The sequence below is a fragment of the Bacillus sp. J41TS8 genome (assembly GCF_018333035.1).
Classification (GTDB): domain Bacteria; phylum Bacillota; class Bacilli; order Bacillales; family Bacillaceae; genus Bacillus; species Bacillus paralicheniformis.
Map to the genome: position 1 here is coordinate 1 of NZ_BORF01000019.1, position 16,904 is coordinate 16,904.

At 44.6% G+C, this 16,904-nt stretch carries 17 protein-coding genes, 2 tRNA genes and 2 rRNA genes; 18 read left to right on the forward strand and 3 right to left on the reverse strand.

Features of this window, described 5'->3' with window-relative positions; all coding sequences use genetic code 11:
* From KI350_RS20260 to tsaD, 9 genes are all read left to right on the forward strand, one after another.
* A 23S ribosomal RNA gene (locus KI350_RS20260) occupies positions 1–123 on the forward strand; the annotation flags it as partial.
* 132 nt (positions 124–255) lie between these two features.
* Positions 256–371, forward strand: a 5S ribosomal RNA gene (gene rrf / locus KI350_RS20265).
* A 12-nt stretch (positions 372–383) separates the two neighbouring features.
* A tRNA-Met gene (locus KI350_RS20270) sits at positions 384–460 on the forward strand.
* Positions 461–496: 36 nt separating this feature from the next.
* A tRNA-Asp gene (locus tag KI350_RS20275) sits at positions 497–573 on the forward strand.
* A 196-nt stretch (positions 574–769) separates the two neighbouring features.
* On the forward strand, positions 770–1,744 hold the full coding sequence (thiL, locus tag KI350_RS20280) for a thiamine-phosphate kinase (protein WP_023855530.1): 975 nt from the start codon (positions 770–772) through the stop codon (positions 1,742–1,744).
* 17 nt (positions 1,745–1,761) lie between these two features.
* Entirely contained in the window at positions 1,762–2,238 is a 477-nt protein-coding gene (gene tsaE, locus KI350_RS20285; protein ID WP_020450323.1) for a tRNA (adenosine(37)-N6)-threonylcarbamoyltransferase complex ATPase subunit type 1 TsaE, read from the forward strand.
* A complete protein-coding gene (tsaB, locus tag KI350_RS20290; RefSeq protein WP_095293010.1) occupies positions 2,219–2,908 on the forward strand; it encodes a tRNA (adenosine(37)-N6)-threonylcarbamoyltransferase complex dimerization subunit type 1 TsaB in 690 nt (229 codons plus the stop codon). Before tsaE ends, tsaB begins: the two co-directional genes overlap by 20 nt.
* Before the next feature lie 12 nt (positions 2,909–2,920).
* Complete coding sequence (rimI, locus tag KI350_RS20295; protein WP_095293008.1) at positions 2,921–3,379, forward strand: ribosomal protein S18-alanine N-acetyltransferase; 459 nt, start codon at positions 2,921–2,923, stop codon at positions 3,377–3,379.
* Entirely contained in the window at positions 3,369–4,394 is a 1,026-nt protein-coding gene (tsaD, locus tag KI350_RS20300) for a tRNA (adenosine(37)-N6)-threonylcarbamoyltransferase complex transferase subunit TsaD (protein ID WP_095293006.1), read from the forward strand. Before rimI ends, tsaD begins: the two co-directional genes overlap by 11 nt.
* Positions 4,395–4,633: 239 nt before the next feature.
* Here the strand turns inward: tsaD and KI350_RS20305 are convergent, their stop codons facing one another.
* Positions 4,634–6,559 (reverse strand): ABC-F family ATP-binding cassette domain-containing protein, encoded by a 1,926-nt coding sequence (locus KI350_RS20305; RefSeq protein ID WP_039073316.1) that lies wholly within the window; start codon positions 6,557–6,559, stop codon positions 4,634–4,636.
* Between the two features lie 146 nt (positions 6,560–6,705).
* Between KI350_RS20305 and moaC the strand changes: the two genes are divergently transcribed.
* The 4 genes from moaC to tatC are packed head-to-tail and all read left to right on the forward strand — an operon-like array spanning position 6,706 to position 8,855.
* On the forward strand, positions 6,706–7,212 hold the full coding sequence (moaC, locus tag KI350_RS20310; protein ID WP_212930579.1) for a cyclic pyranopterin monophosphate synthase MoaC: 507 nt from the start codon (positions 6,706–6,708) through the stop codon (positions 7,210–7,212).
* 3 nt (positions 7,213–7,215) lie between these two features.
* Positions 7,216–7,860: a redox-sensing transcriptional repressor Rex gene (locus KI350_RS20315; RefSeq protein WP_020450329.1), complete on the forward strand. Its 645-nt coding sequence runs from the start codon at positions 7,216–7,218 to the stop codon at positions 7,858–7,860.
* A 38-nt stretch (positions 7,861–7,898) separates the two neighbouring features.
* Positions 7,899–8,072: a twin-arginine translocase TatA/TatE family subunit gene (locus KI350_RS20320; RefSeq protein WP_020450330.1), complete on the forward strand. Its 174-nt coding sequence runs from the start codon at positions 7,899–7,901 to the stop codon at positions 8,070–8,072.
* A gap of 6 nt (positions 8,073–8,078) precedes the next feature.
* Complete coding sequence (tatC, locus tag KI350_RS20325; protein ID WP_020450331.1) at positions 8,079–8,855, forward strand: twin-arginine translocase subunit TatC; 777 nt, start codon at positions 8,079–8,081, stop codon at positions 8,853–8,855.
* Positions 8,856–8,899: 44 nt separating this feature from the next.
* Here the strand turns inward: tatC and KI350_RS20330 are convergent, their stop codons facing one another.
* Together KI350_RS20330 and KI350_RS20335 are read right to left on the reverse strand one after the other, a co-directional pair.
* Positions 8,900–9,091, reverse strand: coding sequence for a YdiK family protein (locus tag KI350_RS20330; protein WP_023855536.1), 192 nt, complete (start codon positions 9,089–9,091; stop codon positions 8,900–8,902).
* Positions 9,091–9,825: a CPBP family intramembrane glutamic endopeptidase gene (locus KI350_RS20335; protein WP_020450333.1), complete on the reverse strand. Its 735-nt coding sequence runs from the start codon at positions 9,823–9,825 to the stop codon at positions 9,091–9,093. Before KI350_RS20335 ends, KI350_RS20330 begins: the two co-directional genes overlap by 1 nt.
* A 225-nt stretch (positions 9,826–10,050) precedes the next feature.
* Here KI350_RS20335 and groES point away from each other — a divergent pair, with 225 nt between their 5' ends.
* The 5 genes from groES (at position 10,051) to KI350_RS20360 (ending at position 16,896) form a co-directional block, all read left to right on the forward strand.
* On the forward strand, positions 10,051–10,335 hold the full coding sequence (groES, locus tag KI350_RS20340) for a co-chaperone GroES (RefSeq protein WP_003179248.1): 285 nt from the start codon (positions 10,051–10,053) through the stop codon (positions 10,333–10,335).
* Between the two features lie 44 nt (positions 10,336–10,379).
* Positions 10,380–12,014, forward strand: coding sequence for a chaperonin GroEL (gene groL, locus KI350_RS20345; protein ID WP_020450334.1), 1,635 nt, complete (start codon positions 10,380–10,382; stop codon positions 12,012–12,014).
* A 476-nt stretch (positions 12,015–12,490) separates the two neighbouring features.
* Positions 12,491–14,398 carry a T7SS effector LXG polymorphic toxin gene (locus tag KI350_RS20350; protein WP_065643575.1) on the forward strand — a complete coding sequence of 636 codons (1,908 nt, stop codon included), beginning with the start codon at positions 12,491–12,493 and terminating at the stop codon, positions 14,396–14,398.
* Between the two features lie 18 nt (positions 14,399–14,416).
* A complete protein-coding gene (locus KI350_RS20355; RefSeq protein WP_065643576.1) occupies positions 14,417–14,881 on the forward strand; it encodes an SMI1/KNR4 family protein in 465 nt (154 codons plus the stop codon).
* Between the two features lie 1,097 nt (positions 14,882–15,978).
* Complete coding sequence (locus KI350_RS20360) at positions 15,979–16,896, forward strand: VanW family protein (RefSeq protein ID WP_020450369.1); 918 nt, start codon at positions 15,979–15,981, stop codon at positions 16,894–16,896.
* The last annotated feature ends 8 nt before the right edge of the window (positions 16,897–16,904 follow it).

Genomic DNA, 16,904 nt, shown 5'->3' on the forward strand with positions numbered 1-16,904 from the left:
GATGAGATTTCCCATTCCGCAAGGAAGTAAGATCCCTGAAAGATGATCAGGTTGATAGGTCTGAGGTGGAAGTGTGGCGACACATGGAGCTGACAGATACTAATCGATCGAGGACTTAACCTAAATATTTGTGAATGTCTGACCGTTATCTAGTTTTGAGAGAATGCTCTCAGAAAGCCAAAGGCAAGGAAACTCGGCTAAAGGCCCTCACATCCTGTGAGGAACGCCCAGTACCTTCGTCCTGAAGGCAAATAGTTTGGTGGCGATAGCGAAGAGGTCACACCCGTTCCCATGCCGAACACGGAAGTTAAGCTCTTCAGCGCCGATGGTAGTTGGGGGATTCCCCCTGTGAGAGTAGGACGCCGCCAAGCTGTTTATATTATCGCGGGGTGGAGCAGTTCGGTAGCTCGTCGGGCTCATAACCCGAAGGTCGCAGGTTCAAATCCTGCCCCCGCAACCAAATCTAATTTCCATACAAAGAAAATAAATAAAAAGTGGTCCGGTAGTTCAGTTGGTTAGAATGCCTGCCTGTCACGCAGGAGGTCGCGGGTTCGAGTCCCGTCCGGACCGCCATGTTGTACACAAACGAAATCTTTGAGGTTTTCGTTTTTTTTTATGTCTTCTTTCAGGTCTATGCTGAAAACTTGGCTTCATCGGCGTTTTTCACAATGTTTGCCGAGTTTCTTTATTTCTTGGATAATTGGTGAGAATTCGATAAACTAATGATAGTGTTTTGATTGGTTGCAACAGCAAAGGAGCAAATGATCTTATGGACGAATTTGAATTGATTCAAAGGATTACGCCCCGTTCGCTTTTTCACCGAGAAATAGAGATCGGTATTGGGGACGATGCCGCTGTTTATCATACAAAGAACGGTTATCAGGAGATTGTTGCGGTCGATACGATGGTCGACGGTATTCATTTTTTATCATCCCATTCATCGCCTGCCGATATCGGATATAAAGCATTGGCTGTGAATATTAGTGATATTGCCGCGATGGGAGGCAGCCCCAAGTATTATCTTGTGTCCATTGCTGTTCCTTCCGGCTGGCACGCGGTGGATATTGAAGCCATGTATGAAGAAATGAATAAACTGGCGACACTATATCAAATGGACTTAATCGGCGGTGACACCGTATCTGCCAACGGGCCGCTCGTTTTGACCGTAACAGTAATCGGCGAGATTGAAAAGGGCAGAACTTGTTTAAGAAGCCATGCCGAACCCGGGGATGTCGTTTTTGTGACGGGAGAACTTGGCTCATCTGCTGCCGGTCTGGCTTTTATATTGGGCCAAGCAGAGATGAAAGACGAGAAGCAGTCTCAATATTTTATAGAGCGGCACAAGAGGCCTTTGCCGAGGGTTGAGGCAGGTTTGCTCTGTTCAGGCTATCATCATGTGGCACTTAATGATATCAGCGACGGGCTTGCCAGCGAATTAAATGAAATTGCCGAAGCGAGCCGTGTTTCCATTGACATATATAAAGAGATGATTCCGGTCCATTCGGATTTACATACACTGAACACAAAATGGGAAGAGTGGGTCCTTTTCGGCGGCGAGGATTTTGAACTCGTCGGTACGATTTCTAATGATCAATGGGAACGTTTTAGTCAGGAATGCTCTGAACGTCATGTGCCGGTTTATCAAATCGGCCGCGTCACACAACAAGGGCAGGCGGACGTGTTTTATCATAATGGACAGGACCGCGTTCTTCTCGAAAAAAAAGGATATAACCATTTTAAATAAGACAGGTGACAAGTAAAGTGAAAACGTTAGAGTGGAAAACGACAGAGCCTGAAGAGACAAAAAACATTGCCAGACTGGCAGCAAAGTATGTTCTGCCCGGTGATGTCATCACATTGGAGGGCGACCTTGGAGCAGGCAAAACGACTTTTACAAAAGGATTTGCCGAAGGGCTCGGAATCAAGCGGGTTGTCAGCAGCCCGACTTTTACCATTATCAAAGAATACCGGGACGGCTCTCTTCCGCTGTTTCATATGGATGTTTACAGAATGGAAGATGAAACGGAAGATCTCGGATTAGATGAATATTTTGAGGGAGACGGCGTCTGCCTTGTGGAATGGGCGCATTTGATTGAGGAGCAGCTTCCGAAAGAGCGCCTAGAGGTGGTCATTAAGCGGCTTGGCGATGATGAACGAAAGCTGACCTTTACCCCTAAAGGCAGCCGCTACGAAAATCTTTGCGAGGAGATCAGCAAACATGACGATACTTGCGATTGATACATCCAATTTAACGCTCGGCGTGGCATTAGTTAAAGACGGAAAAGTGATAGCCGAGCATATATCCCACTTAAAGAAAAACCATTCAGTCAGAGCTATGCCGGCGATCGACGAACTCCTTAAAGAGTGCGGTTTAGAGCCGAATGACCTGACCCAAATTGCAGTTGCCAAAGGTCCGGGTTCATATACAGGCGTGCGGATCGGTGTTACGATTGCCAAAACGCTTGCATGGTCATTAAATATTCCGATTAAAACCGTTTCAAGCCTTGAAGTGCTGGCGGCAAACGGCCGTTTTTTCCAAGGCTTGATTTGTCCGTTGTTTGATGCCAGACGCGGTCAGGTTTATACGGGACTATACCAGTATAGGGACGGCAAACTGCATGGCTTGGAAGAGGACCAAAACATTATGCTTGAGGATTGGCTTAAAAAGCTGAAAGCCATGGATCAGCAAGTCCTTTTCATAGGAAGTGACACAGAGATTCATCAGGAGATGATCGAACAGATTCTCGGTGAACAAGCGGTCATTTCTGGCCCTGCCCTGCAGCTTCCACGACCTTCAGAATTGGCTTTAATCGGAGAACTTAAAGAGGCCGAGCCTGTGCACAGCGTTGTTCCAAACTATATTCGTCTGGCCGAAGCCGAGGCCGTCTGGCTTGAAAAACAAAAGTAAACGGGTGAAGCCATGAACACGCAAATGGTCATACGCGATATGAATCCAAAAGATTTGGACCAGGTTTTTGAAATTGAAAAAAGCTCTTTTTCTTCTCCGTGGAAAAAAGAATCTTTTCATCATGAGCTTTTTCACAATATGTATGCTCATTACCTCGTTCTCGAAGTTGAGGAGCAAGTTGTCGGCTACTGCGGGATTTGGATCGTCATGGATGATGCCCAGATCACCAACATTGCCGTTTCACCTGCATATCGGGGCCGCCGTTTAGGAGAAGCTCTTTTGAAAGCCGCGATGAAGCTTTGCCGGATGAAAAAGGCGGCTCAGCTTTCTTTAGAGGTAAGGGTATCGAATCATATTGCACAAAGCTTATACAAAAAGCTCGGCTTTGAGCCGGGAGGAATTCGTAAAAATTATTATACCGATAATGGGGAAGATGCATTATTAATGTGGGTGAGACTAAATGAATCATAAAAAAGATCTGTATGTATTAGGAATCGAAACAAGCTGTGATGAGACGGCCGCCGCGATTGTCAAAAACGGAACGGATATCATTTCAAATGTCGTAGCGTCGCAAATCGAGAGTCATAAACGGTTTGGCGGCGTTGTTCCCGAGATCGCATCAAGGCATCACGTGGAACAGATGACGATCGTGCTTGAGGAAGCCTTTGCACAAGCGGACATGACATTTGATGACATTGATGCCATCGCAGTAACGGAAGGACCGGGGCTTGTCGGCGCTTTATTGATCGGCGTGAATGCCGCGAAAGCGCTCAGTTTTACCCGGGGCATACCGCTCGTAGGCGTCCATCACATTGCCGGTCACATCTATGCCAACAGACTTGTTCAGGACATTCAATTTCCGGCGATTGCCCTTGTCGTCTCAGGCGGCCACACCGAACTCGTGTATATGAAAGAGCACGGCTCATTTGAAGTCATCGGAGAGACGCTCGACGATGCGGCAGGCGAAGCCTATGACAAAGTGGCGAGAACGATGGGGCTTCCTTATCCGGGAGGACCTCACATTGACAAACTTGCGCAAAAAGGCGAGGCAAATGTGCCGCTACCGCGCGCATGGCTTGAAGAAGGCTCTTATCATTTCAGCTTCAGCGGATTGAAATCTGCAGTCATCAACACGCTTCACAACGCTTCACAAAAAGGTGAAACGATAGCTCCGGAAGATTTGTCAGCCAGCTTTCAGGAAAGCGTCATTGATGTCCTCGTCACAAAAACGGAACGCGCTGCGAAAGTTTATGGCGTCAAACAGGTGCTGCTTGCCGGAGGAGTTGCTGCAAACAAAGGGCTGAGAGCGGCGCTCGAAAAAACGTTCAGCAGCCATCCGGAGATTGAGCTTTTGATCCCGCCGCTTTCGCTGTGTACGGACAATGCCGCGATGATTGCCGCCGCAGGTACGGTTGCTTTTGAAAAAGGAATCAGAGGAAAATATGATATGAACGGTCAGCCTGGCTTAGATCTGACGTCTTATTAAAACCTCACGCTCTGTGAGGTTTTTTTGCCCGGGAATAGTTATTAACAGGTTATTAACATATATCCACAGTCTTGTGTATAATGTTAAAAACCTTAATTTACAGACCTTTTTTACCTGTTAATAATGTGTATAAATATTATGTTTTTTGTGGATATTGTGGGTAAATCGCTTTCTTTCTTTTAAATAAAGGATTTTAATTGTGGACAAAAAAACCGCTCCGGCTTGGAGCGGTTCATCCTTTATTCATTTGTAGAGAGTGTTTCCCATTCTGTTAACAGTTGTTCAAGCTCCTCATTCAGCCGTTCATTTTCAGAGTGGATTTCCTGGACCTTCTCATGGTCTTGGAAGACGGCGGGGTCACACAGGAGCTCCTCATTTTTTTCGATCTGTTCTTCAATGTCCGTAATTCTTGTTTCGATTTCTTCAATCCTTCGCTGCCGCTGGCGTTCTTTTCTTTTCAGCTCTTTTTCTTCCTCATAGCTCTTTTTTGCGCCAGGTTTTTCGGAAGCGTTTTTCTGATGCTCTTCCGTCTGTTTTTCTAGTTCTTTCAGTTCAAGCTGCTGCGCTTTTTTTTCTGTGTAATAATCGTAGTCGCCTAAATATTCTTCTGCTTTGTCGCGGGAAAGCTCCAGTACTTTTGTCGCGATCCGGTTGATAAAATAGCGGTCATGGGACACAAATAATATCGTTCCCGGGTAATCGATCAAAGCGTTCTCCAAGACTTCCTTGCTGTCCAGGTCGAGATGGTTTGTCGGCTCATCAAGAATAAGGAAGTTCGCTTTTTGGAGCATCAGCTTGGCGAGGGCAAGCCTTGCTTTTTCGCCGCCGCTTAACGCGTGTACAGGTTTTAATACGTCTTCTCCCGAAAACAGGAAGTTGCCGAGGCAGGTCCGGATATCCTTTTCATTCATTTCCGGATAATCGTCCCAAAGCTCGTCAAGCACGCGTTTTGACGACGTCAATTCAGCCTGTTCCTGGTCATAGTAGCCGATTGAGACATGGGAGCCTGTCGCGATTGTTCCCGATACCGGCTGCAGCTTTTGAATCAATGCTTTTAAAAGGGTTGACTTGCCGATTCCGTTCGGTCCGACCAGTGCAACGCTTTCCCCGCGGGTAATGCGAAAGTTCAATGAACGGAGCAGCGGGGGCTGCTCCTGATAGCTTACTGTCAAGTCTTCCACCCGCAGTACATCGTTTCCGCTTTGCCTTGTAATTTCAAAGCGGAAAGACGCCGACTTTTCATCTCCGAGCGGTTTATCCATGATCTCCATCCGTTCAAGCTGCTTTCGTCTGCTCTGCGCCCGTTTCGTCGTCGAAGCTCTGGCCAGATTCCGGTCGACGAACTCCTGCAGCTTGGCGATTTCGTCCTGCTGCTTTTCATAAAGCTTTGTTTCCTTTTCCAGCTGTTCGGCTTTTAATTGGAGATAAGAGCTGTAGTTCCCGGTATATTTTTTGCTTTGGGACCGGCTGATCTCGTAAACTTGGGTAACCACTTTGTCAAGAAAGTACCTGTCATGGGAAACGATTAAAATCGCTCCGCTGTAATTTTGCAAATATTGTTCAAGCCATGTCAGGGTATCGATATCCAAGTGGTTTGTCGGTTCGTCCAAAATGAGGAGGTCGGGTTTTGTCAAAAGCATTTTTCCGAGGGCAAGCCTTGTTTTTTGACCTCCGCTTAAGTCCTGGACGCGGACGGAGTCGTCAAATCCCGCAAAGCCGAGCCCGTGCATGACGGATCTGACCTCTGCCTCATATTGGTAGCCGCCTTTGTCCTTGAACTCCTGCTGAAGCCTGTCATACGTCTTCATCAATGATTCAAGCATGTCCGGTCCGGCCTGCGCCATCTTTTCCTCGATCGCGCGCATTTCTTTTTCCATTTTTTTTAGAAAATCAAATACCGACAGCAATTCCTCTTTGAGCGTCAGCTTGGAATCGAGGCCGGAATGCTGGTCAAGGTAGCCCATCGTCAAATCTTTCGGCTTGATGATGTCCCCCTTTTCATATGAAAGTTTTCCTGCGATAATCTTTAGAAGAGTCGATTTTCCGGCGCCGTTGCGTCCGACGATCGCAATCCGGTCCCGAGATCTGACTTCGAGTTTTATATTCGTTAAAATCGTATCGGCTCCAAACGATTTTGAAAGTTGGTTCACTTGTAAAATCATCATGATCTTTCACCTCTTGTCTGCTATTTTAAGTGTAGCCTATCACTGCGCAGTCAGCAAACAATTAAGTGAAGTCTGGAAGATTTTAGCCAAAGAAAAAGACAGAATGAAAAAAATAGTGTATGATCGTTATAAGGAGAGTTCAGAACATGAATGAGTTTACACATTTTAATGAACAAGGCAGAGCCAAGATGGTTGATATAAGCGAAAAGGAAGCTTCAGTACGCACAGCTGCGGCTGTTTCAAGCGTGTCTATGAATCGAACAGTACATGAAAAAATCAAAAACCGGGAAATCGGAAAGGGCGATGTATTGGCGGTGGCGCAAGTGGCCGGAATCATGGCCGCAAAACAGACATCCGCCATCATCCCGATGTGCCATCCGATCGCTCTGAAAGGAGTCGACATCGCCTTTCGCTGGGAGGAGAAAGAACAGAAGAGCATCCTGCATATTCAATCTAAAGTGAAGACCAAAGGGAGCACAGGTGTGGAAATGGAAGCGTTAACTTCGGCCTCCGTATGTGCGCTGACCGTATATGACATGTGCAAAGCGGCGGATAAGGGAATGGTGATAGGACCGACCTTTCTTCTCGAAAAGACAGGTGGGAAAAACGGTGACTATAAAAGGGAAAAAGCTGATGTAGGCATGGAGGATTAGTTTATGAACATGGATCATTCAAAAATTCCGCAAGCGACAGCGAAACGGTTGCCATTATATTATCGTTTTTTAAAAAACCTTCATGCATCCGGAAAACAGCGTGTATCTTCCGCTGAGCTGAGCGATGCCGTCAAAGTCGATTCTGCGACCATCCGCAGGGACTTCTCGTACTTCGGCGCGCTCGGAAAAAAAGGATACGGCTACAATGTCAATTATTTGCTGTCCTTTTTCAGAAAGACGCTTGATCAGGATGAAATGACGAACGTAACGCTCATTGGCGTGGGGAATTTGGGGACAGCCTTTCTCCATTACAATTTTATCAAAAATAATAATACAAAAATCGCCATGGCGTTTGACATCAATGAGGAAAAAATCGGAACCGAGGTCGGCGGTGTTCCCGTCTATGATCTGAATAGACTTGAAGAGCATATGACGGATGATATCCCCGTCGCCATTTTGACGGTACCGGCTCAAGCCGCACAGTCGATTACAGACAGGCTGGTGGAGCTTGGCATTAAAGGCATTCTTAATTTCACGCCGGCCCGCTTGAATGTGCCGGAACACATTCGCATTCATCATATAGATTTGGCGGTTGAACTTCAGTCGCTGGTGTATTTCATGAAACATTATTCAATGCAGGAAAAGTAAAACGGAAAACGAAAAATAAAGGAAAGGGGGCAGGCTTTATGCCAATCGGTCCTGGAAGCTTTATTTTAATTGTCGTGGTGGCGCTTTTGATATTCGGCCCGAAAAAACTTCCCGAGCTGGGAAGAGCGGCGGGAAACACGCTGAGGGAGTTTAAGAATGCGACAAAAGGTTTGGCTGACGACGATTCCGATAAAAAGAAAGAAGATCAGTAGGATAGGATGACATTTATGAAGGAAAGAGAAATGTCGCTGATAGAACATATCACAGAACTACGCAGACGGCTTGTGATCACTTTTTTCTTTTTTGTTTTATTTGTTGCGGCAGGCTTTTTATTGGCAAAGCCGCTGATTATCTATCTGCAGCAGACGGATGAAGCAAAGCTGCTGACGCTCAACGCGTTCAAGCTGACCGATCCTTTATTTGTGTACGTGCAGTTCGCGTTCATCATCGGCGCCGTCTTGACTTCGCCGCTTGTTTTATACCAGCTGTGGGCTTTCATCAGCCCGGGGCTGTATGAAAAGGAACGAAAAGTGACGCTCAGCTATATTCCGATATCGATTATTCTTTTTTTAGGCGGCATTGCCTTTTCTTACTTTATTTTATTTCCGTTTGTCGTGGACTTTATGACGAGAGTCTCAGATGATCTGAATGTCAACCAGGTCATCGGAATACACGAATATTTTCAGTTTCTGCTTCAGTTGACGCTTCCTTTTGGCTTATTGTTTCAGATGCCTGTGGTCATCATGTTTATCACAAGGCTCGGCCTCGTGACGCCGATGTTTTTGGCGAAAATCAGAAAATACGCATATTTTGTGTTGTTCGTCATCGCGGCCCTCATTACACCGCCTGAGCTTTTGTCGCATTTAATGGTCTCAGTGCCATTGCTCATTCTTTATGAAATCAGTATCGTGATTTCAAGAATATCCTACAGGCAGGCGCAAAAAACAATGATTCAAGAGGAAAATCAAGCGTTTTTGAACGACCATACTAAATAAGAGCCATTCTTTTTCAGAATGGCTCTTTTCCTTCACAAAAAAGGCTATTGATCTTTTCGTTTCATCTTGCCGGCCAGGGCGAACATTTTAAAGGAAATGCTGATATTATAGGCTGCGAAAAGCATCAGCAGGATCGTGTAAAAAGACCACATGCTTCCGGGCGAGGTTGCCGCCAGATATGTAAACAGCACACCCGTTAATAAATAAATCGCTCCCCAGAATTTAGGGCTTCTCATCATAGAAATCCTCCAATAATCATTTGCATTTTCTCGACGTGTTTCAAATATTCTTCAATAGGCTCCCGGAATGTCTGCAGTAAGACGACGAGCGTATTCATGGCGACATGGGCGAAAATCGGGACGATAATCCGGTTGGTTCTGACATATAAAAAGGAGAATGTGAATCCCATTGCTGTATAAATGAGCAGATGGCTGAAATCCAAATGGACGACCGAGAAGAGCACCGAACTGAACAAAGCGGCAATGAAAAAATTCGTTTTCTCATAGATTGCACCGAAAATGATCTTTCTGAAAATGATTTCTTCAAGAATCGGTCCGAATACAGAAGAGACAAACACCATCAGCGGCAATGCGGTGATGATTTCCATGATCCGCTGCGTATTTTCCGATTCCGGGTTGACCCCGAACAAGTACATTTCGATCGAAGCGGCAATTGACTGCGAAAACAAAGCGAGAAAAACGCCGGCTACCGCCCATCCGATTGACGCTCCAACCGATGCTTTCGGGCGGTTGCGAAGCGTCGTCTTCGGCACCGTCCGCAAAATCAGCAGCACGATAACGAGACAGAGGGTAAACGCGATGACAGACCAGACGCCTGTCAATGTAAGCTGGGCTTCAGCCTTTGGCTGTCCTTTGCCCACTCCCAAAAAGTAAAGAAGAGGCAAGCCGACAGCGGCCGACAATTGCATGAGAACGTATGCCAATATAATAAACCAGTATTGTTTTCTCAAGCTTTATGTACTCCTTTTCTAAAAATCTAATTCAGACTATGTTTATTGTAACACACTCTTTTTAAATTATAGGATGATAAGGACATGCGGAGAAATGTAAGCGCAAAAAAATTTGACCTTATCACTTGAAATTGCCTGGGAGATTCTTTATTATAAGAATTGTGTTAGCACTCACCGAGTGCGAGTGCTAAAATTACATATGAAAATATTGAGGAGGTTGTTTCATTGTTAAAGCCATTAGGTGATCGCGTTGTCATTGAGCTCGTTGAGTCTGAAGAAAAAACTGCCAGCGGAATCGTACTTCCTGACTCCGCAAAAGAAAAACCACAAGAGGGTAAAGTGGTTGCAGCCGGTTCAGGCCGTGTGTTAGAGAGCGGAGAGCGCGTTGCATTAGAAGTTAAAACAGGCGACCGCATCATCTTCTCAAAATATGCAGGTACCGAAGTGAAATATGAAGGTACTGACTACTTAATCTTGCGTGAAAGCGACATTTTAGCTGTTATCGGCTAAGTCATAAATAAAAACGAGACAATTATATAGGAGGTTCGAATAACATGGCAAAAGATATTAAGTTTAGCGAAGAAGCCCGCCGTTCAATGCTGCGCGGTGTAGATGCATTGGCGGATGCTGTAAAGGTAACTTTGGGACCTAAAGGACGCAACGTCGTTCTTGAGAAAAAATTCGGTTCTCCATTAATCACAAACGACGGTGTTACCATCGCGAAAGAAATCGAGCTTGAAGACGCGTTCGAAAACATGGGCGCAAAGCTTGTTGCTGAAGTTGCGAGCAAAACAAACGATGTTGCCGGTGACGGTACAACAACAGCGACAGTTCTAGCTCAAGCGATGATTCGCGAAGGTCTTAAAAACGTAACTGCCGGCGCTAACCCTGTAGGCGTGCGCAAAGGTATCGAGCAGGCTGTGGCTGTAGCGGTTGAAAGCCTGAAAGAAATCTCCAAACCAATCGAAGGCAAAGAATCAATCGCACAAGTTGCTTCAATCTCCGCTGCTGACGAAGAAGTCGGAAGCCTGATCGCTGAAGCGATGGAGCGCGTCGGCAACGACGGTGTCATCACGATCGAAGAATCAAAAGGATTCACAACAGAGCTTGAAGTGGTTGAAGGTATGCAGTTTGACCGCGGATATGCGTCTCCTTACATGGTGACAGATTCCGATAAGATGGAAGCGGTTCTTGAGAACCCGTACATCTTAGTAACAGACAAAAAAATCACAAACATTCAAGAAATCCTGCCGGTGCTTGAGCAAGTTGTTCAGCAAGGCAAACCGTTGCTTCTGATTGCTGAAGACGTTGAAGGTGAAGCTCTTGCAACATTGGTTGTCAACAAGCTTCGCGGAACATTCAACGCAGTGGCTGTTAAAGCGCCTGGATTCGGAGACCGCCGCAAAGCGATGCTCGAAGACATCTCGATCCTGACAGGTGCCGAAGTGATCACAGAAGATTTAGGTCTTGACCTTAAATCAACTCAAATCAACCAATTGGGACGCGCTTCTAAAGTTGTTGTGACAAAAGAAAACACAACAATCGTTGAAGGTGCGGGAGATACAGAGCAAATCGCGGCACGCGTCAACCAAATCCGCGCTCAAGTTGAAGAAACAACTTCTGAGTTCGATAAAGAAAAATTACAAGAGCGCCTAGCTAAGCTTGCAGGCGGCGTAGCTGTCATCAAAGTCGGCGCTGCGACTGAAACAGAATTGAAAGAACGCAAGCTTCGCATCGAAGACGCCCTGAACTCTACCCGCGCTGCGGTAGAAGAAGGAATCGTATCCGGCGGTGGTACAGCTCTTGTCAATGTTTACAATAAAGTAGCTGCCCTTGAAGCTGAAGGCGACGAACTGACTGGTATCAACATCGTTCTTCGCGCTCTTGAAGAACCAATCCGTCAAATCGCGCACAATGCGGGTCTTGAAGGATCTGTCATCGTTGAGCGCCTGAAAGGCGAAGCTATTGGTGTAGGCTACAACGCTGCAACAGGCGAATGGGTGAACATGATCGACAAAGGTATCGTTGACCCTACAAAAGTAACACGCTCAGCTCTGCAAAACGCAGCATCTGTAGCGGCTATGTTCCTGACAACTGAAGCAGTTGTTGCCGACAAGCCTGAAGAAAACAAAGGCGGCGCAGGAATGCCTGACATGGGCGGAATGGGCGGCATGGGCGGCATGATGTAAGTTGTCGGCTAAAACCCTTGGTACACCAAGGGTTCAGCCGCATTTCGTCACCTTCCCTAATCGAAAAAATAACATTTTAATAACATTTCTTCACGAAATACCGATATTGAGGATGTTTCCGAAAGTCTCCTGAACTTTCTGTGAAGCATCCTTTTTCAATTTCTGTGACATGTGTATAAATTCTTATCTGTTCTCTGCCTTTAAAATTTCGGCATCAGGCAAATTTGAAAACCTTTACAACTCATTTATCTTCACACCAAAAGACGGTGAAGAATTCTTTCCAGTCAAATTGATAGCCCCTCGATTGGAAACACTTTTTCTTTTTGTATCTTATTGTACTTTTATTTTTTTGACCAATTACTTTAATTTATTTTCAAAGATTCACAGGATTTATTCACCAATTCTTTTCTATAAAGTGGTAAAATATTTCGAGGTATGTCACTTTAGTATTAGAGGAGAAATTAGAGGAGAATGCTATGAAAACTCTGGATGTTCAGGCGTTGCACAAAGCCATTGATCAAACGCTGGAACAATTAAAACATCAGTCAGACGAATTCGCAAAAGTCAAAAAAGCCGTAGATGGTATTACATCACTTGATGATGCTTTAAAAGGAAAAGGCGGCGACGCGATCCGCGCCTTTTACGAGGAATGTCACACCCCTTTTCTAAAGTTCTATGATACTTTCATAGAGGAATACAGTTCTACGCTAAAGAAAATGAAAAGCGCGCTGAATTCCCTGGAACCTAACCATAACGGGTTTATTTCGCAAAGCTTTCTTGAGCACGAGCTGGAACAAGGATTGAATGCTGCGAACCGCACAACAAAACACCTAGTGTCCAAAGCCAACGCCACGATCGCGAAGGTCAGTCATATTGTCGATTTGCCTGATTTGAATGATACCGATTTTCATGAACAGAATCAGAAAGCCTTAAAGGAGATTAATCAGACAATTGAAAAGCTGCACACTTTTGACCGCGAACAGACAAGCGCTCTTAAAACCGCTGAAAACGACCTGGAAACGATGCAGAGATACTTAAGCCGGCTTGAAAAAATGTACACAGGCCCTAAAATTGAAATTACCGGCTATCAAAAAGGCGCGATTTTAAAGCCGGATAAAATGGATGCTTTGCGTGGTGGACAAGACACAGCGATGGGCGTCATGTTGGATGAGCTTGATAAGAGATCAAAGCTTGAAAAAGAAGTTAGCGAGGTTAACAAACAGGATAATAAAATTGCTAAACTAAAGAAGAAGCTTGATGATTACAATTTTTCAACGGCTTCAGAGTTTTATGAGATGGCCACGGAAATTGGATACGAAAATCTTTCCCCTTGGCAAAAGCGGTATTTCAATCAAATTGAAGGCGCTCGTAATTTTGGCAACGCAATAAAAGGAAGCGCTGAAGGACTTAAAAATGCAGCCGTTGACACTGCTGTAGGCCTATGGGACATGGTCGTTCACGCAGACGAAACGATTGAGGGCATTAACTTTACGCTTCATCATCCTGATGTCACATTCAATATTATAAAAAAAGGAATTGAAGACTCGTATCAGCGAGATGTCGTCAATGGTGATTCTTACACCCAAGCCAGATGGTTTAGCTATGCCGTTGGAATGGTCGGGACATCGATTGTTGGTTCTAAAGGCGTTGACAAAGCAGCAAAAGCTGCCAAAGCGGGGAAGGTAGGGCAAGTCGCTGCCAAAGCAACTAAAGCTTCTCAGAATGTAGCGAACAAAACGATTAAAGCATCGAAAGAAGCAGTGAAAAAAAGTGTTTCGTCTTTCAAAAAATCGTTACAAAGAGTCGCTTCAAACATAAAAGGGATTCAAATACATAACCCTTTTGCGCCGCAAGTTCAGCTTGCAGGCGGGGGCAAAGTTCCTTATCATGCACTTAATGGGGAGCATATAAAAGACAGTCTTATTCAGTTTGCGAAGAAAGTCTCTGATATAAGCAGAAAACCGTTTACAGGAAAAAATATAAATCTACCTTGGGTGAATAAAGAAAGATTTGGCGCAGTAGAAATAGAAGGGGAAGTAAATGTAGCCGGAAAAAACAAGGACATTAACCGAAGAGTTTATACACTTAAGGATATTGACATAAACCAAAAGGACCGAAAAGGGAAAACCAACCTTCAGCGAATGAAAAAAGGAAATGCCCCTTATGCTAAAGATGGAACACTAGTCAACCTCCATCATTTAATTCAAGAAGAGCCAGGTCCAATGGTTGAAATCCCTTCCTCAGTACATCAGAATAATTTTAAAGTTCTACACGGTCTGAAAAAAGGTGGCGAGAGTTTTAGGAACGATAAAGAACTCCGACTACAATATAACAACTTTAGAAAAAGGTATTGGAAATGGAGAGCAGAACAGTTTGAAAATTAAATTTGGTAGGTGTATAAAATGGATTACTCTAAAGTTCAAAATTTCATTGAAAAATATGCGGAAGAGGATGATTTTACAGGTGGCGTGAGTGAAGATAAGATAGCTTATATCGAGCATCACCTCAATGTTGTTCTTCCCGAAAGTTATAAATGGTTTTTAAAAAACTATGGCTCAGGTGGAATTTTCGGTGTGGAAATAATCGGATATGACCTTGAGGGGGCCTATGTTGTAGAGCAAACTGAGGATTATAGGAAATATTATGATTTACCCGATGGGATAGTTGTAATAGAGTATGTTGATGAGTTCTCCTATTGTCTCGATACAAATAAAATGGAAGACGGAGAGTGTCCTGTAATTGTATGGGCTAATGACGCAGGTTACGGAGATGTTGTTGCAAATAATTTTCTAGAGTTTTTCATGGAAGACCTGAAGGAGTCTAAAGAAAATTGGGAAGAAGACGAAGAGTGGGACGATGAAGAATAATTGCATATATCACGCACTCGATCTCTGATTGAGTGCTTTTTTTATGTTCCAATCCGAGAAAAATCCGACAAAAAGCGGGATAAAATGGGGGACTTTCTCTACTCCATTTTGTCATACGATAGAGATAAGAAAAACGAACGTGATATCGAGTCCAAGAAGGAGAGCTTGAGGACATTGATCCTTTGCACACGGATGTTGTGCAGTTGATTGGAGGCCGATTTTTTATTGGCCAGAATGGTAGATGCACTTTCCATTATTTGAAGTGACCCCAAAAAATAAGAAATTAAGTTGTTCATCAAACATCATTCTTTAAAAGCGATGTTGTAAATTGATCGAAAGATAATTTGTTGAATTTTGGTTAATTAAGGTATAATGGGTTCTGAACTTTTAACAGAAAGGTTAAACAACTGATGTCGCACAACAAACTAATGTTTTTGCTTTTATCATTTTCATCTATTATACATCTGCTCGGTACAATTTCTGCCCCTGCGTCCAGCTGGAAGTCCTGGTTGGTGAACATTGCTTTCATCTTATTGGCTCTTCTCTTTTTAAATCTCACTTTAAAAGAAAATCAACAGAACAAGTAATTGTATGCCCTTCTCAAAGAGAAGGGCATATACTTTATATTACTAGAAGAATGAACTCTGGTAAGAGTAGCCTTAATAAATGTCCCTCTAATTCTGCATCTGATATTGGGGCAAATGTGCAAATGGCATTAAAATCGCAAGACCATGGGGGTTTTAAAAATGGTCAAAAAAATTGTGAATCGATTGAATTCATTTTCCCTGCTGGGGACAATCTTTTTTATCGGCAGTTATTTGACGTACAAATTTAATGGCATAGAGCTAGTTGGGTTTCTGTACTCAGGTATCATTTTTTTGACAGTTCTGATCGCAACCACCGTAATGTTATTCAGGCAAAAAAGAAAAGGAATCAATGAAAATAAACAGGCTTAATGCATGCTTTTACTTATTTTAGCTTCTCTCCATTAGTGTACCTTTTCAATCCGAAAATATAGATCATCATGAAAGCATCATACGTCCAGTACATCAAATATCATCTCCTGTTCATACTAATAGCGGGAGGTACATCGACTTATGCTGAAAATTTGGATGACTGGACTTTTATTATTAGCGCAGCCTGCGGGGCATTCTGACAGCTTAACGATCACCCAGCAAGGGAAGAAAGTGGCCGTTGTGAACCGCGAAGATTTTACAATGCCGCTTCCCGGGACACCGTTGATTGATGATAAAAAATACGCCGAGTTCGTTGACAGGCTTGAGCGGAAAGTACACAAGGATCCCGTCAACGCCGTGATCAATGATCAGGGAAGGATCGTTCCCGGCAAGGTTGGCTACAGCCTTTCCAGGAAGGGGGTTAGAGAGCAGTTTTATGCGTATTTTTATGGGGATGGTCCGTCCACGATAGAAGTGCCTGAATTGAACATTTACCCGAAAGTGGACAGCGAACTGCTTTCCCATATCCGGACACAGCGGATCGGTCAGTATGTGACGTATTTTAATTCCGGGAATAAAAGCAGGACGCACAACATTTCACTCGCGGCAAAAGCGATCGACAATCATGTTGTGTTTCCTAATGAGACGTTTTCATTTAACAAAGTTGTCGGTATGAGGACGCCGGACAAGGGGTATATGAAGGCTCCGGTGATCGTGAGAGGCGAATTGTCTGAAGGGGTTGGCGGAGGCATTTGCCAGGTTTCGTCAACATTGTTTAATGCGGTTGACCGGGCAGGACTGGAAATCGTCCAGCGTTATTCCCACAGCCGGCGTGTCCCTTATGTTCCGCCGGGGCGCGACGCGACGGTCAGCTGGGGCGGGCCTGATTTGCGCTTTCAAAATAAATATAACCAGCCGGTCTTGATCAGGGCGAAACGGCATGGAGGAACGATGATTGTTACACTTTATTCCTCTGATGTGGTCAATCATCAGCTGCGGAAAGTTCCGAAGGCTCCTTCTGAAATCCCAAAAGAAGAGCATCAGGGCGGGGATCACTGAAGGCGAAT